This is a genomic window from Citrobacter sp. Res13-Sevr-PEB04-36 (assembly GCF_015672735.1).
Classification (GTDB): domain Bacteria; phylum Pseudomonadota; class Gammaproteobacteria; order Enterobacterales; family Enterobacteriaceae; genus Citrobacter.
Genome location: NZ_JADABY010000023.1, coordinates 1 through 19,997 on the forward strand (window position 1 = coordinate 1; position 19,997 = coordinate 19,997).

The window sequence follows — 19,997 nt, forward strand, 5'->3', positions numbered from 1 at the left end:
ATTACACACATCCGGTTCCGGTATCCTGCCGGATCCGTTTGAATCATTATCGACATTAAATGTCAGGCAAATTATCTCTGCATCCTGTAAAGATATATATCGAAAGAGAATTAACGATTCTTGCCCCAACTCTCCTGAGCACGAGATTCACTAATTAATCTTTACGAATATGACAATTCGTCACAGGGATAAATTAAACATTTCAATTAATGAAAAATACCTGCAAATCCTTGTAATGACCCTGGGCAATTCTTATTGGTGCCTAAGAAATGTCTGGGTAAATATTACTTAAACACCACTATAATGGTACGTAACAGACTGGTTTATGACATATTACCCATGAAAATAGCAGGGTGATGAATTGTTTCTCTAGTGTTAATTTTAATTAGCACGATCACTAACCTCCCCATACTTTTGCTTTCTGTATATCCCCCGATTGCACAACATAACGCGCCTAATCTCACCTAAAAATGCAAACGAAAACTGACAGCACGCCGCGCTTCTGACAAAATAGTGACATCCCCTTCGATTTAACGTAACAGACGGAATCCTCTCTCTGATGGCAGCAAAGATTATTGACGGTAAAACGATTGCGCAGCAGGTACGCTCTGAGGTAGCTCAAAAAGTTCAGGCGCGTTTAGCGGCTGGATTACGCGCCCCAGGCCTGGCTGTTGTGCTGGTAGGTAGCAACCCGGCTTCGCAAATTTACGTAGCAAGTAAACGCAAAGCCTGCGACGAAGTGGGGTTCGTCTCCCGCTCCTATGACCTGCCTGAAACCACCAGCGAGGCGGAACTTCTTGAGCTCATCGATACGCTCAACGCAGATACAGCCATCGACGGTATTCTGGTCCAGTTGCCGTTACCGGCGGGGATCGATAACGTCAAGGTGCTGGAGCGCATTGCACCGGATAAAGACGTCGACGGATTCCACCCGTATAACGTCGGTCGCCTGTGCCAACGTGCGCCGCGCCTACGTCCGTGTACGCCTCGCGGCATCGTGACCTTGCTTGAGCGTTACAACATCGATACCTACGGCCTGAATGCCGTGGTGATTGGCGCCTCTAACATTGTCGGTCGCCCGATGAGCATGGAGTTGCTGCTGGCGGGCTGTACCACCACGGTAACCCATCGCTTTACCAAAGATCTGCGTCGCCACGTAGAGCATGCTGACCTGCTGATTGTTGCCGTCGGCAAACCGGGCTTTATTCCCGGTGAATGGATCAAAGAAGGTGCGATTGTGATTGATGTCGGCATCAACCGTCTGGAAAATGGCAAGGTTGTTGGCGATGTGGTCTTTGAAGATGCCGCTGCGCGCGCCGGGTATATTACGCCGGTGCCGGGTGGCGTTGGCCCGATGACGGTCGCCACACTTATCGAAAACACGCTTCAGGCGTGCGTTGAATACCATGATGTAAAGGACGTTTAAGATGGCTACATTTTCACTGGGTAAACACCCACACGTCGAACTCTGCGATCTGCTAAAGCTGGAAGGCTGGTGCGAAAGCGGCGCCCAGGCAAAAATTGCCATTGGCGAAGGGTTAGTGAAGGTTGATGGAGTAGTAGAAACACGTAAACGCTGCAAAATTGTCGCGGGCCAGACAGTGGCCTTTGAACAGTACAGCGTGGCCGTAACCGCATAGCCCTTCTGAAACCCGATAGTGCTTTGCTATCGGGTCCCCCTCTCTTCTCCTGTTATTTATTCCATTAATAAATGGATTAACAAAAAAAATCACAAAATAATATCATTAAACCCAAATTGATCGTTAAAAGCTACTAGTTGATCTCTTTGAGACATCCATCACAAAATTGAAGTGCTCAACGTTTATTATTTGTCGCATAGCAAGAAGCGATTCAATTTCATTAAAGAAATTAATCTTAATACACATTAACTCATACAATTATGGGAAGGAAACATTGTGCCATGAAAATACCCATCATCTAATTCATTTTTTAGTTGAATTAACACAATGCTATTCTTCTCTTGGGGAGGACTCGAATGATATCTTCTGGATGTTATATCTGGTCAGGCTGGAAGGAGTATCTATATCGCACGTAGCCAAATTATTGCATTGGGGTTTACGGGAGTACTTTCAGGATTAATGCCACAAATTACGGAAGCATTACTTCATATAACGCTTGCGAATAGCGGCATATCAGGTGCAATCGACATTATTGTACTTAACTATCACTGAAAAAAAACATCTGGACATAAGGCTGAGGAATAATAATTTAGCAAAAAATCTGAATCAAACATCAAGGGTGTAAAAAGGATGTATCTGATATCATGAGAAAAGCATTAAATTTATAACTTGTCGATTGGTATCTCTGAAAGATTAATAAACCCAAAGCATCAAGTCGAACTCTTTGCACCCAGAAAATTATCAATCCATAAATGCAGGTATTTGACAGGGTAACTCGTTGATGTTTTTTGCGGTTGTGAACGGTATGGTCAACAGTGATTTTAAGTCCTATTACGCTGCTGCATTCCGTGCAACTTAAGCATTATCTATTGATTTTAAATGGGGAAACTATTAGGTGACATAAAAGATGGCGTTCATTTTCAACTGTCAAGCAAGCTATACCATTAATAGTATTCAATAAACAACATAGCTTATAAAGATAATTTCTTATAGATATTGCATTTACAGGAAATACAACCTACCTGCATCCCCGGATGCCTAACCCGGTTGCTCTTTATGCAACCCTAAAACGAGGAATAGATAATGAATATTGTTAAATAATCGAATTTTTCACCTAAAATCAAAGAATCACCAATTTTTACCAGAACTATTACATACTTTCATTCTAAAAAATTTACATGAATTTTATCTATCAATGGAGATTTATCTATGTCAAACGAAACCGCAAACGTAAATGATATTCTGATGCCAGTGACCTTTTACTCTGAAGAACAAGGAACTGGAGAAGCATACACAGCAACACAGGACAACCCAGACTTGTCAACGATAGGGCTTGCAAATACATTCTCGTCGGTCACATTGCCCCCCCAAACAAAAGTAGTTATGTATAGTGGTGCCAATTATACTGGTAAAACCTTAGCCGTGGGAAATGGTTCATTAGAAATTATCACTGTGGATTTTAGCGAGGATATTGGCTGGATCCCTGACGATCCACAATTAAACTTCAGCTGGAGTGGGATTAATATGAATGACCAATGTCGTTCATTTAAACTGTATGGTGAAATCCAGGAAACGAGTCTAAGTTCTTTTTTTGAATTTGATCTCGAATATACGGGTAACGGCGTTGAACCCACCTATATTTATGACTACCTCTATGGTGCACAATACCTCACGTACTTTAATGAAAACGATTCAAGTTTTGGCCCCGAACATAATGATAAAGCCTCTTCCGCGCTGGTCTTCAGCGATAGAACTGCCGACTTTTATGAAGACAAAGCCTGGGGCGGGCGGGTTACTGGGTTTAATGGTTCCGGTGTTACAGGTAAAGCCCGAATTTACAATTTTGATGGTTATATTTCCTGGCTCAACAATATTGCCAGCTCAATTAAAGTTGGCTATTTAGCATAAGTTAAGGAGTAGTGTAAACAAATAGAGTAGAGATGTGGTTTCCGGATAGGGCCATCAGGCATGGAATTATCACCTTTGTAAACAGGCGAAACTTTCACTGGCCTGACGAAAAATTCCGTTATCACATCTCACTCATTCACTTCACAAGGTACACTTCATACCTTCTCTTTTTTTTACGCTCAAGCGACACATCTTAAAAGTCCGTGAAAAATCAGACTATTAACGACGCTTTTGCGCAGGAACACTGCTATATTCCCATGATTTATTATGGAAAATTATCATGCCAACCATCGTTACCCATGCAGCCGTACCTCTTTGTTTAGGATTGGGTCTGGGGCTCAAAGCCATTCCCCCACGCTTATTGTTTGCCGGGGTTGTACTGGCAATGCTGCCTGACGCCGACGTCCTGTCGTTTAAGTTCGGTATTGCCTACGGCAACGTGTTAGGTCACCGCGGATTTACCCACTCGCTGTTATTCGCCTTCGCGGTGCCGCTGCTGTGCATCATGATAGGTCGACGATGGTTTAAAGCCGGGCTGATTCGCTGCTGGTTATTTTTGACGGTATCGTTGCTGTCGCACAGCTTGCTGGATTCAGTGACCACCGGAGGAAAAGGCGTTGGCTGGCTGTGGCCATGGTCAGATGAACGCTTCTTTGCGCCGTGGCAGGTGATTAAGGTCGCGCCGTTCGCGCTGTCACGCTATGCCACGCCGTATGGGCATCAGGTGATTATCTCGGAATTAATGTGGGTGTGGCTGCCGGGAGCCGTCATGATGGGTGTGCTGTGGTGGTACAGACGTCACTAATAGTGCCTGATGGCGCTACGCTTATCAGGCCTACCGATCATTCCATCGTAGGCCGGATAAGGCGTTAGCCGCCATCCGGCAATTGAGAGAATTACTTACGACGCCAGGTGGTGCCTTGCGGACCATCTTCCAGCACGATGCCCATCTCGTTCAGACGATCACGCGCGGCGTCGGCTGCCGCCCAGTCTTTCGCTTTACGGGCATCTAAACGCTGTTGGATAAGCGCTTCAATCTCAGCGACCTCACCGTCATCCGCCTGCGCACCGCTTTGCAGGAACGCTTCCGGATCCTGCTCCAGCAGGCCCAGCACGCCGGACAGCTTGCGCAGATGCGCGGCCATGGCGTTAGCCGCCGCCATATCTTCACCCTTCAGACGGTTGACCTCACGCGCCATATCAAACAGCACCGAGTAGGCTTCCGGCGTATTGAAATCATCGTTCATTGCTTCAATGAAACGCGCTTCAAAGGCATCACCACCGGCTGGCGCCACGGATTTGTCAGTACCGCGCAGCGCGGTGTACAGACGCTCCAGTGCAGAACGCGCCTGCTTCAGGTTCTCTTCGCTGTAGTTCAGCTGGCTACGATAGTGGCCGGACATCAGGAAGTAGCGAATGGTTTCGGCGTCGTAATACTTCAGCACGTCGCGCACGGTAAAGAAGTTGCCCAGTGATTTGGACATTTTCTCACGATCAACCATCACCATCCCGGAGTGCATCCAGTAGTTGACGTATTCGCCGTCGTGCGCACAGGTGGACTGGGCAATTTCGTTCTCATGGTGCGGGAACATCAGGTCAGAGCCGCCGCCGTGAATATCAAAATGGTTGCCCAGCTGTTTGCAGTTCATCGCCGAACACTCAATGTGCCAGCCCGGACGACCCGCGCCCCACGGTGACGGCCAGCTCGGCTCGCCCTCTTTGGACATCTTCCACAACACGAAGTCCATCGGGTTACGCTTCACATCCACCACATCCACGCGGGCACCCGCCTGCAGCTGATCCAGATCCTGGCGCGACAGCTGACCGTAGTGCGGATCGGTCGGCACGTCGAACATCACGTCGCCGTTATCAGCCACGTAAGCGTGACCTTTGGCGATCAGCTGTTCGGTGATTTCAATAATTTCCGCAATATGATGCGTCGCACGCGGTTCGAGATCCGGGCGCAGAATATTCAGCGCGTCGAAGTCGTTGTGCATTTCCGCGATCATCCTGTCGACCAACGCCACAAAGCTCTCGCCATTTTCATTAGCGCGCTTAATGATTTTGTCGTCGATATCGGTAATGTTGCGCACGTACTTCAGCTTATAGCCGAGGAAGCGCAGATAGCGTGCAACCACATCGAAAGAGACGAAGGTACGTCCGTGACCAATATGACAGAGATCGTAAACGGTGATACCACACACGTACATGCCGACTTCCCCGGCATGAATAGGTTTGAATTCCTCTTTTTGGCGCGTCAGTGTATTAAAGATTTTTAACATCGAAGATTCCGTGTAGACGTGTGTGGATAACAAAGCCCTATAATACCTATAAATTGGCCCCGAAGCAGCACACTTTGCAAGGTGATCGCAGCTTGCGGTTATGCTATAACAAGCCCCTATCATGTGACCCTGACCAGGGTCGAAGCACCACTCTATCGGAACAGGATGCAAAAATGGTTACTTTCCACACTAATCACGGCGATATCGTAATCAAAACGTTTGATGATAAAGCGCCTGAAACAGTTAAAAACTTCCTGGACTACTGCCGCGAAGGTTTCTATAACAACACCATTTTCCACCGTGTTATCAACGGTTTCATGATTCAGGGCGGCGGTTTTGAGCCTGGCATGAAGCAAAAAGAAACCAAAGAGGCTATCAAAAACGAAGCCAACAACGGTCTGAAAAATACCCGCGGTACGCTGGCAATGGCCCGTACTCAGGCTCCGCACTCCGCAACGGCGCAGTTCTTCATCAACGTTGCCGACAACGACTTCCTGAACTTCTCCGGCGAAAGCATGCAGGGCTGGGGTTACTGTGTATTTGCTGAAGTGGTTGAAGGCATGGACGTGGTTGATAAAATCAAAAACGTTTCTACCGGTCGCAGCGGCATGCACCAGGACGTACCGAAAGAAGACGTTATTATCGAAAACGTGACCGTCAGCGAGTAATCGTGGCGACACTGTTTATTGCAGATCTTCACCTCTGCACGGAAGAACCGGCGATTACCGCCGGTTTTCTGCGTTTTTTAGCCGGTGATGCCCGAACAGCCGATGCGCTGTACATTCTTGGCGATCTGTTCGAAGCATGGATAGGCGACGATGACCCCACTCCGCTGCACCATGAAATCGCCGTCGCAATAAAATCGCTGGCTGATTCCGGCGTCCCCTGCTTCTTCATTCACGGCAACCGTGATTTTCTGCTCGGCAAGCGTTTTGCCCGCGAGAGCGGAATGACCTTGTTACCCGAGGAAAAAGTGCTCGACCTGTATGGCCGCAAGGTGCTGATCATGCATGGCGACACGCTGTGTACCGATGATGCCGGTTATCAGGCTTTTCGCGCTAAAGTGCATCAACCCTGGCTACAAACACTGTTTCTTGCTCTGCCGTTGTTTGTTCGCCAACGCATTGCCGCAAAGATGCGCGCCAACAGCCAAGCCGCCAACAGCAGCAAATCGCTGGAAATTATGGATGTGAATCCGCAGGCCGTGGTTACCGAGATGGAAAAACATCAGGTACAGTGGCTGATTCATGGCCATACCCATCGCCCGGCGGTGCATGAGCTGACGGCCAATAACCACCCCGCTTTCCGCGTGGTGTTAGGCGCGTGGCACAGCAAAGGTTCGATGGTTAAGGTCACGCCCGACGACGTTGAGCTGATCGCGTTTCCATTTTAATTCTGCAGATATTTACACAAAACTATTCGAGATGCATCGAGGCGGCAAATCTGTGAGTCCCCTGGAGCTTATATAAGTAAGTGACTGGGGTGAACAGATGCAACCAACAAAGAGGCAGCTTGAAGAGTGAAGTGTAAAGTGCGCAATCGTTTTCCTTGTTTTTAAAACATGCTATTCTCTGTGGCCTCTAACGCAGTGTGAAGCACACCCACAGGAGTTTTCAGACGCATGTCTTCCCGCAATAATCCGGCGCGTGTCGCCATCGTGATGGGGTCCAAAAGCGACTGGGCTACCATGCAGTTCGCCGCCGAAATCTTTGAAATCCTGAATGTCCCGCACCACGTTGAAGTGGTCTCTGCCCACCGCACCCCCGACAGACTGTTTAGCTTCGCCGAAAGTGCTGAAGAGAACGGCTATCAGGTGATTATTGCAGGCGCAGGCGGTGCAGCACATCTGCCCGGTATGATTGCCGCCAAAACGCTGGTGCCGGTATTAGGTGTTCCGGTACAAAGCGCAGCGCTGAGCGGCATCGACAGCCTGTACTCCATCGTGCAGATGCCGCGCGGTATTCCGGTGGGCACGCTGGCGATTGGTAAAGCGGGCGCGGCGAATGCGGCCCTGCTGGCGGCACAAATTCTGGCGACACACGATAAAGAACTGCATCAGCGTCTGCATGACTGGCGTAAAGCTCAGACCGACGAAGTACTGGAGAATCCGGACCCGCGAGGTGCGGCATGAAGCAGGTTTGCGTACTCGGCAACGGCCAGCTAGGACGCATGTTGCGTCAGGCCGGTGAGCCGCTGGGGATTGCGGTCTGGCCCGTCGGGCTGGATGCCGAACCCGCTGCCGTTCCCTTTCAACAAAGCGTCATCACCGCCGAGATTGAACGCTGGCCGGAAACCGCTCTGACCCGCGAACTGGCGCGCCATCCGGCGTTCGTCAACCGCGATATTTTCCCGATTATTGCCGACCGTCTGACGCAAAAGCAGCTGTTTGACAAACTCAAGCTGGCTACCGCGCCGTGGCAGCTGCTGGCGGACAAAAGCGAATGGTCTGCAGTATTTAAAACGCTGGGTGAACTGGCGATCGTCAAACGCCGCGTCGGCGGCTACGACGGTCGCGGGCAGTGGCGTTTACGCGCCCACGAAACGGAACAACTGCCGGACGACTGCTACGGCGAGTGTATCGTCGAGCAGGGGATTAACTTCTCCGGCGAAGTATCGCTGGTTGGCGCCCGCGCCCACGACGGCAGCACCGTCTTCTATCCGCTGACCCATAACCTGCATCAGGACGGCATTCTGCGCACCAGCGTCGCGTTCCCGCAGGCCAATGCCAAACAGCAGGATCAGGCCGAGGCGATGTTGTCCGCCATCATGCACGAGCTGGGCTATGTTGGCGTAATGGCGATGGAGTGTTTCATCACCCCGGAAGGCTTGCTGATCAACGAACTGGCCCCGCGCGTACACAACAGCGGACACTGGACGCAGAACGGCGCCAGCATCAGCCAGTTTGAACTGCACCTGCGCGCCATTACCGACCTGCCGTTACCCACGCCGGTAGTCAACAGTCCTTCAGTGATGGTGAATTTAATTGGCAGCGACCTGAATTACGACTGGTTGAAACTGCCGCTGGTGCATCTGCACTGGTATGACAAAGAGGTGCGTGCAGGCCGTAAGGTCGGTCACCTGAACCTGACCGACAGTGATACTGCTCGCCTGAGCGCCACGCTGGAAGCGCTGATTCCCCTGCTGCCGCCGGAATATGCCAGCGGCATTATCTGGGCACAGTCCAAACTGAAATAAGCCATTAATGCCGGGGAATGGAATTTATCCTTCCCCGGCCCCTCCTCTGGCGCGTAAAATCCCTTTCATTGCTGTTTTGTATTTTCAGGATTGAACATGAACGATGGAACGGACTATCGCGCGATTCTGCTCGCCGGTACGCCCTTAATCGATGTACGCGCCCCCGTTGAGTTTCAACAAGGCGCGATGCCGGGTGCAATCAACCTCCCCCTGATGAACGATGACGAACGTGCCGCGGTCGGGACCTGTTACAAACGTCAGGGACCGGACGCTGCGCTGGCACTTGGGCATCAGCTGGTGAGCGGTGACATCCGCCAGCAGCGGATGAATGCCTGGCAAGCTGCCTGTCGCCAGCATCCTGAGGGAATTTTATGCTGCGCACGCGGCGGTCAACGGTCACACATTGTGCAGCAATGGCTGCGTGAATCCGGCATTGACTACCCGCTGGTCAGCGGCGGTTATAAAGCCCTGCGTCAGGCCGCGATACAAATAACCGAAGAGTTGGTGCAAAAACCAATAGTCTTAATTGGCGGCTGTACCGGCAGCGGTAAAACGCAGTTAGTGCAATTGCAGCCAAACGGCGTGGATCTCGAAGGTCTGGCGCACCATCGCGGCTCTTCTTTTGGTCGCACGGTTGAGCCCCAACTGAGCCAGGCCAGTTTTGAAAACCTGCTGGCGGTCGAGATGCTGCAAACCGACAGCCGTCAGGACCTGCATCGCTGGGTGCTGGAAGATGAAGGCCGCATGATTGGCGCCAATCATTTGCCCGAGTGCTTGCGTGAGCGCATGAGCCAGGCCTCTATTGCTGTAGTCGACGATCCCTTTGAGCTACGCCTCGAACGACTGCGTGAAGAGTATTTCGTGCGAATGCACCACGATTTTACCCAGGCTTACGGGGATGTTCAGGGCTGGCAGGAATACAGTGAATACCTGCACCACGGCCTGTTCGCCATCCGCCGTCGTTTAGGGTTACAGCGTTTTGCGGAACTGACCGCACTACTGGACGTCGCATTGAACGAGCAACAGGCCAGCGGTAGCACCGACGGTCACATGGGCTGGCTGGTGCCGTTACTCAACGAATATTACGATCCGATGTATCGTTACCAACTGGAGAAGAAAGCCGCGAAAATCGTCTTTCGCGGCACATGGCAGGATGTGAATGACTGGGTTCAGACGCCTTAATGCCGGTCGCGCTTATCCGCGCGTTTCGCCAGCCAGTCGCCCAGCACCTGAACAACCTGTACCAGAATAATCAGCGCCACCACGGTGACGATCATGACCTGGGTTTCGTAGCGGTAATAACCGAAGCGAATCGCCAGGTCTCCAACCCCGCCGCCGCCAACAATCCCGGCCATCGCGGAATAGCCGATCAGGCTGACCAGCGTTATCGTTAACCCACGCAGCAGACCGGCACTGGCTTCCGGTAACAGCACGGTACAAATGATGCGCATCGGGCTGGCGCCAAAGGCCTCCGCCGCCTCAATAATGCCTTTATCGACCTCGCGCAGGGCGCTGTCCACCAGTCGGGCATAGAATGCAATCGCCGCCACCGACAGCGGTACCGACGCCGCAATCGGCCCGATGGTATTGCCGAGCAGAAACTGAGTTAACGGCAGCAACAGCACCAGCAGGATCACAAACGGCACCGAGCGGATAATATTCACCAGCACGGAACTGATCAGATACACAAAACGGTTCTGCCAGAATAAATGACGGTCGGTCACGAAGATTAAAAAGCCCAGCGGCAGGCCGCCAACAATTGCCAGCACCGTTGAGATGCTCAGCATCTGAAAGGTTTCATTGAACGCCAGCGTCAAATCCGGCAATAAATCATCCACGAATCACCTCCACCTGTGCGGTACGTTGACGAATGTGCTCCACGGCAACATCGACCGCCGCAGGATTATGCGGCGCGGTCAGCTGCACCACTAAGATCCCCAACGCCCGTTCGCCGATGTATTCAATTTTTCCGTGCAGAATATTCACCGCCACGCCGAATTTCACCGCCACCTCGGACAGCACCGGCTGTTCTGCCGAATCGCCAATAAACAGAATTTTTAACAGTTGCCCCGGCAAATGTTGTCGCAGGCGATCCGGTAGCGTCAGGTTGAGCGTGTGCGATACCAGCTGTTGGGTAAACGCGTGCTGCGGATGGGCAAAGACGTCAAACACCTCGCCGGACTCCACCACCTTGCCGCCGGACATCACCGCCACGCGATCGCAGATAGATTTGATCACGTTCATCTCGTGGGTGATCAGCACGATCGTGATCCCCAACTGGGCGTTGATCTGCTTGAGCAGTGCCAGAATGGTGGCAGAGGTTTCCAGATCCAGCGCCGAGGTCGGTTCATCGCAGAGCAGTACATCCGGGTGGTTGGCAATCGCGCGGGCAATCCCCACACGCTGCTTTTGTCCACCGCTGAGCTGCACCGGATAACGGTTGGCCTTATCAGACAGGCCCACCAGGGCCAGGATCTCCGTCACACGTGGGGCGATTTTACTACGCTCCCAACCTGCAGCCTTCAGGCTGAAGGCCACGTTTTGCGCCACAGTGCGGGTATGCATCAGGTTAAAGTGCTGGAAGATCATGCCGATACGCTGACGCGCTTTGCGTAAATGACCTCCCTCAAGCGCGGAGATTTCCACGCCGTTCACTTTTACGCTTCCCTCGCTCGGGCGCGTTAAGGCGTTCAGGGTACGCAGCAGGGTACTTTTTCCCGCACCGCTGGTCCCGACAATACCGAATATCTCGCCTGCGCCGATCCGCAGGCTGACGTCATCCACCGCGCGGGTTGACGGCCCACGGCCTGCGGTGAAGTCCACGCAAACCTTCTCTATCTCAATCATAGCCACCTCAGAAATGCGAAAAGGGCAGTCATCGCTGCCCTGTTAAACCGTTGGCGCAGCGATTACTGGGCTGCCGACATCCATTCCGGTTTCTGGAAGGCGCTGTAGATATTTTTCGGGTCGTCAATCACCGCGCGATAAGCCGGCGATTTCACCGCCTCAACAATGTCTTTGGCGAACGGTTTATCCGCATCTTCACTGCGTACCGCGATGATATTTTTCAGGTTTTCATCCAGATGCTCTTGCTTCAATGCACTCGCGAGATCCAGCTTTGCGGCAACGGCAAAGTTACCGTTGACCAGCGCGCCGGTCACGCCGTCGAGCGTGCGCGGCAACTGCGCAGCTTCCAGCGGTTTGAAAATCAGCCCTTTCGGGTTGCTGGCGATATCACGCTCGGAGGCTTTGGTGGGATCGATATTATCTTTAATGGTGATCAAATCGATGGATTGCAGGAAACGCAGCCCGCGAGCCAGGTTAGTGGGATCGTTGGAAAGCGTAATCACGTCCCCTTTCTTCAGCTCATCCAGGCTTTTAATTTTATGTGAGTAGAATCCCATTCCGGCCGTCGGGACCACAATCAGTTTGCTCAGCTTCAGGCCTTTGTCGGCAGTGAATTTGTCAAAGTACAGCGAGTGCTGGAACAGGTTAGCGTCAATGCTACCGTTGGAAAGCGCCATATTGGGCTGGACGTAGTCGCTGAATTCGCGCACCACCACCTTGTAGCCCTTTTCTTTCAGCGTCGGGGCAATCGCCTGTTTTACCATGTCACCATACGGACCCGGCGCGACGCCGAAAACGATAGTCTGTGGATCGCTATTAGCGTGGGCAAGTTGTAAGCCGCAGGCCAGTAACAATGCTCCGGTCGCGATGCGTAAACTGTGGCGCAATCCCATAATCTCTCCATTTTAACGTTGTGATGTGATGTCTCACGCCGTTCATGCGGCGTTGTTGTTGTTGACCTGCTTAACAGGCTGATTGTTAACATGACACAGATCACAACCTGCTGTCCTTGAAATTATTTCATGATGTTGCAAAGTGTGTAACTGAAGGGGAATGGCATGAAAAAAGCCGGATGGCGGCACAAGCACCTTATCCGGCCTACAAATAACTCGATTACGCTGCTCTCGTAGGCCCGATAAGCGCACGCGCATCGGGCATTCCGTTTGGCAGGTGTTCGATTAGAAATCGTAACGCAGACGCACCAGATTCATGTCGCCCAGGTTATCGGTGCTGGAGGTGAATACGTGTTCGTAATCAACACGGAAACCGTAGTCCAGCTGGAAGCTGATCCCCACACCGTTGTCGGTACGCAGGTAGTTACGGCCATTCACGTATTCAATACGATCGCCCATGAAGTAAGGCTGAACGGATTTCAGCGCATACTGGCCAACCGGGAAGGTATAACCGGCAAAGTATTCCAGACCCCACGCGTCACCGGCAAAGTAGTCGTTAACCGATACTTTCTTGGTGGTCATGAAGTTTTGATACCAGCCGCCGCCCAGGGAGAAGGTCCAGTTGTCCGGTTTCCAGCTCAGCGCAGTACCCACGATGTTCTGATCGTACGTTTTGCTGCCGTTGCCACGCATTTCTGCACGGGTGTAGTTCCACGCCGTACCCCAGGTTAAGTCGTCGGTAATATGGTAATCGACACCCAGCGAGCCGCCGCCTTTACGTTTGTAGCGCAGACCGTTGTTTGGGTTGTAATCATCACTGAACAGATAAGAAGCGTAGAGATCCACATCACCCACAGTTTTCTTATACTTCAGTGATTTACGCGTACGATATGAACCATCATAGTCGCCATTAATCCCGTTACCTGGCGCCTGACCGATCATGTCGTAGTCCCAGATATCTGTTTTCGCACCGACCACATCATAGTAAATGCTGTTCTGTTGACCGAAGGTCAGCGTACCCCAGGTCGCGCTCTTCAGCCCGGTGTACAACATACGACGCGTGGTGTCGTTGGCGCCGTCAGCGTGGTGATTATCCCAGTCGAACATCGCCGGGAAGTTAACGCCCAGTTCGTAGTAGCTCACCCAACTGATGTCATCAAACAGATAGTAGTCTGCGGCGAAGCGGAAACGGGTACCGCCGTCAAAACCGTTACGTTTGTAGCCATTCTTGCCATCGTCGCCCGCCATGTTCTGGAACTGGGGACGGATACTGCCACCGACGGTGAAGTTAAGACGGCTCAGCGGGTTACCCGCCTGCGGATCTTGTTTCAGGACAGTGATTTCCGCCTGGGAGGCGAACGTCGTTAATGCCACTGCTGCGCCGATCGATACCGCCAGCGCTGTTTTTTTTATAGTCATGGTTGTTTTACCTTGATAGATAGCCTGCCAATTATTCAGCACACAAATATTAACGTTTATTAATACTCGCGTGTTGGCGGGTTTTTATTGTTCTGTGCGGTTAAATATCAAGGAGTTATCAATTTGTGCGGGATAAACAAAAAATACGCACCGATGTAAAAACCGGTGCGTAATCATCACTAAAATGAATTAATTGTTAAACTGACGAAACAGGGCTTTGCCTTTTAGCAGACGAGCGCCGAGCCATCCACCGCATAACGAGAGTAGCAGCGCCCCGCAAACCGGTAAGATGACCCACAGTCGCCAGTCAGGCTCCCACGGGAAATCAAACACGCGGGTTTGCAGAACCGCCAGCGCGGTTTCCGCGCCAATGGCCGCGACCAGCCCGGAGACCATCCCCAGCATGGCGAACTCGCACCATAGCGTGGTGCGCAGCAATTTCTTGCCCGCCCCCAGCGTCCGCCAGACCACCAGTTCCTGATGCCGTTGGCGCATGCCAACCTGCACCTGTGCCAGTAGCAGCAGCATGCCACAAGCGGTGACCAGCACCACCATCACCTCCAGCGCCCGACTAACCTGTTCAAGCACCTGGCCAACCTGCTTGAGGATCGCACCGATATCCAGCAGGCTGATGGTCGGGAACTCGCGGTTAAGCTGGGTCAGCATACCGTTGCCATTTTCCCAACGGAAGCTGGTCAGCCAACTTTGCGGCTGCCCGTCCAACGCGCCCTGCGGGAAGATAAAGAAGAAGTTAGGCCGCAGGCTTTCCCAGTCCACCTTACGCAGGCTACTGACCGTGGCGCTGAAATCCTGGGTATCGCCCATAAAGGTCACGCGGTCGCCGAGCTTAACGTTCAGCCGCTTCGCCAGCCCTTCTTCCATTGACACTTCGCCCGCTTTTGGCGGCCAACTTCCGGCGGTTAACGGGTTATGATCCGGGCGGGTATCCTGCCAGGTCAGGTTCAGTTCGCGGTTAAGCGACTCATCCTGATTACCTTCGGTTGCCTTGTCATTGATGGCGGTCAGACGCGCCCGCACAATCGGGTAGAACGACTCAGGGATCACCTGATGCTCGGACAGGAACGCCTTCAGCGGTCCCACCTGTTCAGTGGCAATATTGATGAGGAAATAGTTCGGGCTTTCCGGCGGCATTTGCTGCTGCCAGCGGTCGAGCAGATCGCCCCGTAACACCAGCAACAGCGCCAGTAGCATAAAAGAGAGCGAAAAGGCCGACAGCTGACTCAGCGTTGACCACGGCTGGCGCAGTAAGCGACTGACCGCCAGACGCAGCGGCAGCGAGGTAAGCGTCAGGCCGCGCAGCAGGTTGAGCAGCATCCAGCCCAGCACGCCGCACAGCAGCGCCAGCACCACCGCACCGGCCAGCACCGCCCACAGCAGCATGCTTCCGCCCATCAGCCCGGCCAGCAGCGCAACCACCACGATCGTCGCCACGGGCAAATAGATCTTCAGCGGCCAGACGTTGGCCACCACGTCGCGGCGCAGCACCCGCAGCGGCTGCGTGGCCAGCAGCAGACGATAGGGACGCAACCCGACCAGCAGTGAAATGACGGTCATGGTGCCGAACGCCCACAGCCACGGCCACAGGCTGGCAGGCGGCAATTCACCCGGTAAAACGGGCCTGAGCAGCAGCACCAGCACGCGCTCAAATAGCAGACCGCACGCCCCGCCGGTGATGCCGGACAGCGCCAGCACCATCAGCCACTGGCCGACAATCAGCTTGCGTAGCTGCGCCCTGCCCGCGCCGAGTGTTTTTAGTATCGCCACCAGATCGTAACGGCTGCGGCAGTAATGATTCATCGCCACGGCAACAGCGGCAACCGCCAGCAGCAACGTTAACAGTGCCGACAGCAGCAGGAACTGTTGCGAGCGTTCGAGAGATTTCCCCAGCGCGCCTTCATCTTGTTCCAGCCCGTACCAACGCTGCTCCGGTTTTAACTGCGGCAACAGCCATTTTTCATAATCTTCCAGCTGCTGCGGCGTGCCACCAAATTTATAGCGCCAGGTCACACGGCTTCCTGGCTGGACGGCCCCCGTTTTTTCGACATCGGCGAGATTCATCATCAGACGCGGCGCGATCTGGAACGGGTTAAAGCCGGAATCCGGCTCCTGTACCACCTCGCCGGCAATACGCAGCGAGGCGTCCCCGACGTCAATGGCATCACCAATTTTCAAATTGAGCAGCGCCATCAGGCGCGGGGCCAGCAGCACCGAACCGGGCTGCGGTTTCAGTCCCGGCGGGTTGGTTTGCAGCGCGCCATACAGGGGGTATACGTCATCCACCGCTTTGACGTTCGCCAACTGCGGGGTATCGGCGGCAAAGGTCATGGTGGCGAAGGTCAGCTGTTCGCCTACCTTCAGGCCGTGCTGTCGCGCCTCGTCAATCCAGGCTTTCGGCACGTCCCGAGAACTTTGCAGCGCCCGGTCGCCCGCCATAAATTCCCGGCTTTGCTGGCTCAGCCCTTTTTCCATGCGGTCGCTGATATTCCCCAGCGCCAGCACGCAGGCCACCGCCAGGCTAAGCGCCAGCCAGACAATTAATAATGAGGGCGAGCGCCATTCGCGCCAGAACCAGCGTGCAATCATGCCTCCTCCTGCAACAGTCCGTTCACCAGACGCAAGCGCCGGTCGCAGCGCGCCGCCAGCTGCGGGTCATGCGTGACCAGAATCAGGGTGGTGCCGTGTTCACGGTTGAGAGAAAACAGCAGATCGGCAATTTTGTCTCCGGTTTGCCTGTCGAGATTGCCCGTCGGCTCGTCGGCAAACAGCACGTCCGGGCGTCCGTTAAACGCCCGCGCCAGCGCCACACGCTGCTGCTCCCCGCCGGACAGCTGGGCCGGAAGGTGGTCAAGGCGTTTGCCTAACCCCAATTGCTCCAGTAAGCCTTTGGCCCCTGCCTGACTACTACCGCTATTTTCGCCGCGCAGTAACGCCGGCAGTTCGACGTTCTCCAGCGCGTTGAGGGTCGGAATGAGCATGAAGGACTGAAAGACAAAGCCGACATGCTGCGCGCGCAGCTGCGCCCGGGCTTCTTCGTCCATACTGTGCAACGGTTGCCCGACCAGGCTGACTTCGCCGCTTGTGCCATCGTCTAGCCCGGCGAGGATCACCAGCAGCGTAGATTTCCCCGATCCCGACTCGCCAATCAGCGCAATGGTCTCGGCGCGTTTGACAACCAGTTCAACTCCGGTAAGGATGGATAGCTCCTGATCCCCCTGACCGACGGATTTCTTAAGATGATGAACTTCAACAATGTTTTCCGCTGGCATTTGCCCTTCCTGTTCCTGATTCTGTTAACTTTCCGCGCCGCCGCTGCGGACACGTTATTAATTCTGGGTGACAGCCTTAGTGCCGGATACCGAATGTCGGCCAGCGCGGCGTGGCCAGCGCTGCTGCATGATAAATGGCAAAACAAAACATCGGTGGTGAATGCCAGCATTAGCGGCGACACCTCACAGCAGGGCCTGGCGCGTCTGCCCGCATTACTGCAACAACACCAGCCACGTTGGGTGCTGGTCGAACTGGGCGGAAACGACGGCCTGCGCGGGTTTCAACCCCAGCAGACCGAACAAACTCTGCGTAAAATTTTACACGACGTCAAAGCGGCGAAGGCCGAACCGCTGCTGATGCAAATTCGTCTGCCAGCAAACTACGGTCGCCGTTATAATGAAACCTTTAGCGCAATTTATCCAAAGCTCGCCAGCGAGTTTGATATTCCTCTGCTGCCCTTTTTTATGGAAGAGGTCTATCTGAAACCCCAATGGATGCAGGATGACGGTATCCACCCTAATCGTGACGCCCAGCCGTTTATCGCCGACTGGATGGTGAAACAACTCACGCCTTTTCTATCCTAAATAATTCGAGTTGTATGAAGGCGGTAAGGGAGTGACAAATTCGTCAGGTACGAATTTGAACAGCCAAAGGCTGACCTCCGGTGAGGGACATGGATGTCCCTCATTAATCCCCAGGAGCATAGATAACTATGTGACTGGGGTGAGCGAGCGTAGCCAACGCACAGACAACTTGAAGTATGACGGATATAGTAAATCACGACTCGTAATTCAACGGAGATCCTGACAGGTAAAGTTATGCAAAAATCGGTCTTAATAACAGGATGTTCCAGTGGAATCGGCCTGGAAAGCGCACTTGAGCTGAAGCTCCAGGGTTTTCAAATTCTGGCAGGCTGCCGCAAACCCGACGATGTCGCACGCATGAACAGCATGGGATTCACCGGCATCTTGCTGGATCTGGATTCCACAGAAAGTGTGGATCGCGCAGCCGATGAGGTGATCGCCCTGACTGATAATCGTTTGTATGGGATCTTTAACAACGCCGGGTTCGGCGTGTATGGCCCGCTGCCGACCATCAGCCGTGAGCAGATGGAGCAACAGTTTTCCGCCAACTTCTTTGGCGCACATCAGCTGACCATGCGCCTGCTGCCCGCCATGTTGCCCCACGGCGAAGGGCGTATTGTGATGACGTCATCGGTGATGGGCCTGATCTCCACGCCGGGGCGCGGGGCCTATGCCGCCAGCAAATACGCGCTGGAAGCCTGGTCCGATGCGCTGCGTATGGAATTACGCCACAGCGGTATCAAAGTCAGCCTGATTGAACCCGGCCCTATCCGCACCCGATTCACCGAAAACGTTAACCAGACCCAGAGCGATTCCCCGGTTGAAAACCCCGGTATTGCCGCACGTTTTACGTTAGGGCCTGAGGCCGTGGTCGCCAAAGTGCGCCATGCTTTTGAGAGCGATAAACCGAAACTGCGCTACCCCGTTACCCTGGTGACCTGGGCGGTCATGCTGTTAAAGCGCCTGTTGCCAGGTCGCGTAATGGACAAAATTTTACAGGGCTGAGTTGAAGCCAGCGCGTCTGCCCCCATGTAAAAACAAATCGACGAATAGAGAGTGACTCCATGTCCGTACAAAATATTGTCAATATTAACGAATCTAACCTGCAGCAGACCCTTGAACTGTCGATGACCACGCCGGTCCTGTTCTATTTCTGGTCTGAACGCAGCCAGCATTGCCAGCAACTGACACCAGTGCTGGAAAGCCTGGTCGCCCAGTACAACGGTCAGTTTATTCTCGCTAAACTGGACTGCGACGCCGAGCAGATGATCGCCTCGCAGTTTGGCCTGCGCGCCATCCCAACGGTGTATCTGTTCCAGAACGGTCAGCCGGTGGACGGTTTCCAGGGACCGCAGCCGGAAGAGGTGATCCGTGCGCTGCTCGAGAAAGTCCTGCCAAGCGAAGAAGAGCTGAAAGCACGCCAGGCCATCGAATTCATTGAAGCAGGCAATCACGCTGACGCGCTGCCGCTGCTGAAAGAAGCCTGGCAGATCTCCAATCAGAGCAGCGAAATTGGCCTGCTGCTGGCAGAAACGCAAATCGCCCTGAACCGCTCCGACGATGCCGAAGCGGTGCTGAAAACCATTCCGTTGCAGGATCAGGACACCCGCTATCAGGGCCTGGTCGCCCAGATTGAACTGCTGAAGCAGGCGGCGGACACGCCGGAAATCCAGCAGCTGCAGCAACAGGTAGCAGATAACCCGCAGGATGCCGCACTGGCCACCCAACTGGCAATCCAACTGCATCAGGTCGGACGTAACGAAGAAGCGCTGGAGTTGCTGTTCAGCCACCTGAGAACAGATCTTGCCGCCGCCGACGGCCAGGCGCGGAAGACCTTCCAGGAGATCCTCGCCGCATTAGGCACCGGCGATGCGCTGGCGTCGAAGTATCGTCGTCAGCTGTACGCGCTGTTGTACTAATCCGCGTGATGTTGCCCGATGG

19 protein-coding genes are annotated in these 19,997 nt (G+C 53.4%); 12 read left to right on the forward strand and 7 right to left on the reverse strand.

From position 1 onward, the window contains the following. Window positions 1–559 precede the first annotated feature (559 nt). The 4 genes from folD (at window position 560) to IMQ48_RS06295 (ending at window position 4,353) form a co-directional block, all read left to right on the forward strand. A complete protein-coding gene (folD, locus tag IMQ48_RS06280) occupies window positions 560–1,426 on the forward strand; it encodes a bifunctional methylenetetrahydrofolate dehydrogenase/methenyltetrahydrofolate cyclohydrolase FolD (protein ID WP_196208331.1) in 867 nt (288 codons plus the stop codon). A gap of 1 nt (window position 1,427) precedes the next feature. Continuing rightward, window positions 1,428–1,640 carry a ribosome-associated protein YbcJ gene (gene ybcJ, locus IMQ48_RS06285; protein ID WP_196208332.1) on the forward strand — a complete coding sequence of 71 codons (213 nt, stop codon included), beginning with the start codon at window positions 1,428–1,430 and terminating at the stop codon, window positions 1,638–1,640. A 1,209-nt stretch (window positions 1,641–2,849) separates the two neighbouring features. Continuing rightward, entirely contained in the window at window positions 2,850–3,548 is a 699-nt protein-coding gene (locus IMQ48_RS06290) for a hypothetical protein (RefSeq protein ID WP_196208333.1), read from the forward strand. A 280-nt stretch (window positions 3,549–3,828) separates the two neighbouring features. Then, window positions 3,829–4,353 carry a metal-dependent hydrolase gene (locus tag IMQ48_RS06295; protein WP_196208334.1) on the forward strand — a complete coding sequence of 175 codons (525 nt, stop codon included), beginning with the start codon at window positions 3,829–3,831 and terminating at the stop codon, window positions 4,351–4,353. A 91-nt stretch (window positions 4,354–4,444) separates the two neighbouring features. Here the strand turns inward: IMQ48_RS06295 and cysS are convergent, their stop codons facing one another. After that, window positions 4,445–5,830, reverse strand: a complete 1,386-nt coding sequence (cysS, locus tag IMQ48_RS06300; RefSeq protein ID WP_115259170.1) for a cysteine--tRNA ligase — start codon at window positions 5,828–5,830, stop codon at window positions 4,445–4,447. A 173-nt stretch (window positions 5,831–6,003) separates the two neighbouring features. On the opposite strand from cysS, the gene ppiB reads away from it, so the two are divergent. The 5 genes from ppiB (at window position 6,004) to mnmH (ending at window position 10,207) form a co-directional block, all read left to right on the forward strand. After that, window positions 6,004–6,498, forward strand: coding sequence for a peptidylprolyl isomerase B (gene ppiB, locus IMQ48_RS06305; RefSeq protein WP_115259171.1), 495 nt, complete (start codon window positions 6,004–6,006; stop codon window positions 6,496–6,498). Window positions 6,499–6,500: 2 nt separating this feature from the next. Beyond that, window positions 6,501–7,223, forward strand: a complete 723-nt coding sequence (gene lpxH / locus IMQ48_RS06310; RefSeq protein WP_196208335.1) for a UDP-2,3-diacylglucosamine diphosphatase — start codon at window positions 6,501–6,503, stop codon at window positions 7,221–7,223. A 228-nt stretch (window positions 7,224–7,451) separates the two neighbouring features. After that, window positions 7,452–7,961 carry a 5-(carboxyamino)imidazole ribonucleotide mutase gene (purE, locus tag IMQ48_RS06315; RefSeq protein ID WP_196208336.1) on the forward strand — a complete coding sequence of 170 codons (510 nt, stop codon included), beginning with the start codon at window positions 7,452–7,454 and terminating at the stop codon, window positions 7,959–7,961. Beyond that, a complete protein-coding gene (gene purK, locus IMQ48_RS06320; protein ID WP_196208337.1) occupies window positions 7,958–9,025 on the forward strand; it encodes a 5-(carboxyamino)imidazole ribonucleotide synthase in 1,068 nt (355 codons plus the stop codon). Before purE ends, purK begins: the two co-directional genes overlap by 4 nt. A 96-nt stretch (window positions 9,026–9,121) precedes the next feature. Beyond that, window positions 9,122–10,207, forward strand: coding sequence for a tRNA 2-selenouridine(34) synthase MnmH (gene mnmH, locus IMQ48_RS06325; RefSeq protein WP_196208338.1), 1,086 nt, complete (start codon window positions 9,122–9,124; stop codon window positions 10,205–10,207). Here the strand turns inward: mnmH and IMQ48_RS06330 are convergent. The 6 genes from IMQ48_RS06330 to ybbA all read right to left on the reverse strand — a co-directional run bounded on the left by IMQ48_RS06330 (window position 10,204) and on the right by ybbA (window position 17,471). Beyond that, complete coding sequence (locus tag IMQ48_RS06330) at window positions 10,204–10,863, reverse strand: methionine ABC transporter permease (RefSeq protein ID WP_196208339.1); 660 nt, start codon at window positions 10,861–10,863, stop codon at window positions 10,204–10,206. The two genes, mnmH and IMQ48_RS06330, sit on opposite strands and share 4 nt — an antisense overlap. Beyond that, a complete protein-coding gene (sfbB, locus tag IMQ48_RS06335) occupies window positions 10,856–11,872 on the reverse strand; it encodes a virulence-associated ABC transporter ATP-binding protein SfbB (protein WP_196208340.1) in 1,017 nt (338 codons plus the stop codon). Before sfbB ends, IMQ48_RS06330 begins: the two co-directional genes overlap by 8 nt. A gap of 62 nt (window positions 11,873–11,934) precedes the next feature. Then, complete coding sequence (locus IMQ48_RS06340) at window positions 11,935–12,765, reverse strand: MetQ/NlpA family ABC transporter substrate-binding protein (protein ID WP_196208341.1); 831 nt, start codon at window positions 12,763–12,765, stop codon at window positions 11,935–11,937. Window positions 12,766–13,050: 285 nt separating this feature from the next. Further along, window positions 13,051–14,184 (reverse strand): porin, encoded by a 1,134-nt coding sequence (locus IMQ48_RS06345; RefSeq protein ID WP_196208342.1) that lies wholly within the window; start codon window positions 14,182–14,184, stop codon window positions 13,051–13,053. A gap of 189 nt (window positions 14,185–14,373) precedes the next feature. Further along, window positions 14,374–16,788: a putative ABC transporter permease subunit YbbP gene (gene ybbP / locus IMQ48_RS06350; protein ID WP_196208343.1), complete on the reverse strand. Its 2,415-nt coding sequence runs from the start codon at window positions 16,786–16,788 to the stop codon at window positions 14,374–14,376. Continuing rightward, window positions 16,785–17,471, reverse strand: a complete 687-nt coding sequence (gene ybbA, locus IMQ48_RS06355; protein WP_196208344.1) for a putative ABC transporter ATP-binding protein YbbA — start codon at window positions 17,469–17,471, stop codon at window positions 16,785–16,787. Before ybbA ends, ybbP begins: the two co-directional genes overlap by 4 nt. Here ybbA and tesA point away from each other — a divergent pair. The 3 genes from tesA to IMQ48_RS06370 all read left to right on the forward strand — a co-directional run bounded on the left by tesA (window position 17,442) and on the right by IMQ48_RS06370 (window position 19,975). Next, a complete protein-coding gene (gene tesA / locus IMQ48_RS06360; protein ID WP_196208440.1) occupies window positions 17,442–18,056 on the forward strand; it encodes a multifunctional acyl-CoA thioesterase I/protease I/lysophospholipase L1 in 615 nt (204 codons plus the stop codon). The two genes, ybbA and tesA, sit on opposite strands and share 30 nt — an antisense overlap. Window positions 18,057–18,290: 234 nt before the next feature. Next, complete coding sequence (locus IMQ48_RS06365) at window positions 18,291–19,061, forward strand: SDR family oxidoreductase (RefSeq protein WP_196208345.1); 771 nt, start codon at window positions 18,291–18,293, stop codon at window positions 19,059–19,061. Between the two features lie 59 nt (window positions 19,062–19,120). After that, window positions 19,121–19,975, forward strand: coding sequence for a co-chaperone YbbN (locus tag IMQ48_RS06370; RefSeq protein WP_196208346.1), 855 nt, complete (start codon window positions 19,121–19,123; stop codon window positions 19,973–19,975). Window positions 19,976–19,997 lie beyond the last annotated feature (22 nt).

Bases quoted from the DNA above. Each gene is read 5' to 3' on its own strand.
- ybbA (WP_196208344.1), bottom strand. From the start codon at position 17,471: ATGCCAGCGGAAAACATTGTTGAAGTTCATCATCTTAAGAAATCCGTC.
- IMQ48_RS06365 (WP_196208345.1), top strand. From the start codon at position 18,291: ATGCAAAAATCGGTCTTAATAACAGGATGTTCCAGTGGAATCGGCCTG.
- ybbP (WP_196208343.1), bottom strand. From the start codon at position 16,788: ATGATTGCACGCTGGTTCTGGCGCGAATGGCGCTCGCCCTCATTATTA.
- IMQ48_RS06295 (WP_196208334.1), top strand. From the start codon at position 3,829: ATGCCAACCATCGTTACCCATGCAGCCGTACCTCTTTGTTTAGGATTG.
- sfbB (WP_196208340.1), bottom strand. From the start codon at position 11,872: ATGATTGAGATAGAGAAGGTTTGCGTGGACTTCACCGCAGGCCGTGGG.
- purE (WP_196208336.1), top strand. From the start codon at position 7,452: ATGTCTTCCCGCAATAATCCGGCGCGTGTCGCCATCGTGATGGGGTCC.
- folD (WP_196208331.1), top strand. From the start codon at position 560: ATGGCAGCAAAGATTATTGACGGTAAAACGATTGCGCAGCAGGTACGC.
- tesA (WP_196208440.1), top strand. From the start codon at position 17,442: ATGAACTTCAACAATGTTTTCCGCTGGCATTTGCCCTTCCTGTTCCTG.
- IMQ48_RS06345 (WP_196208342.1), bottom strand. From the start codon at position 14,184: ATGACTATAAAAAAAACAGCGCTGGCGGTATCGATCGGCGCAGCAGTG.
- IMQ48_RS06340 (WP_196208341.1), bottom strand. From the start codon at position 12,765: ATGGGATTGCGCCACAGTTTACGCATCGCGACCGGAGCATTGTTACTG.
- IMQ48_RS06370 (WP_196208346.1), top strand. From the start codon at position 19,121: ATGTCCGTACAAAATATTGTCAATATTAACGAATCTAACCTGCAGCAG.
- IMQ48_RS06290 (WP_196208333.1), top strand. From the start codon at position 2,850: ATGTCAAACGAAACCGCAAACGTAAATGATATTCTGATGCCAGTGACC.
- ppiB (WP_115259171.1), top strand. From the start codon at position 6,004: ATGGTTACTTTCCACACTAATCACGGCGATATCGTAATCAAAACGTTT.
- cysS (WP_115259170.1), bottom strand. From the start codon at position 5,830: ATGTTAAAAATCTTTAATACACTGACGCGCCAAAAAGAGGAATTCAAA.
- purK (WP_196208337.1), top strand. From the start codon at position 7,958: ATGAAGCAGGTTTGCGTACTCGGCAACGGCCAGCTAGGACGCATGTTG.
- ybcJ (WP_196208332.1), top strand. From the start codon at position 1,428: ATGGCTACATTTTCACTGGGTAAACACCCACACGTCGAACTCTGCGAT.
- mnmH (WP_196208338.1), top strand. From the start codon at position 9,122: ATGAACGATGGAACGGACTATCGCGCGATTCTGCTCGCCGGTACGCCC.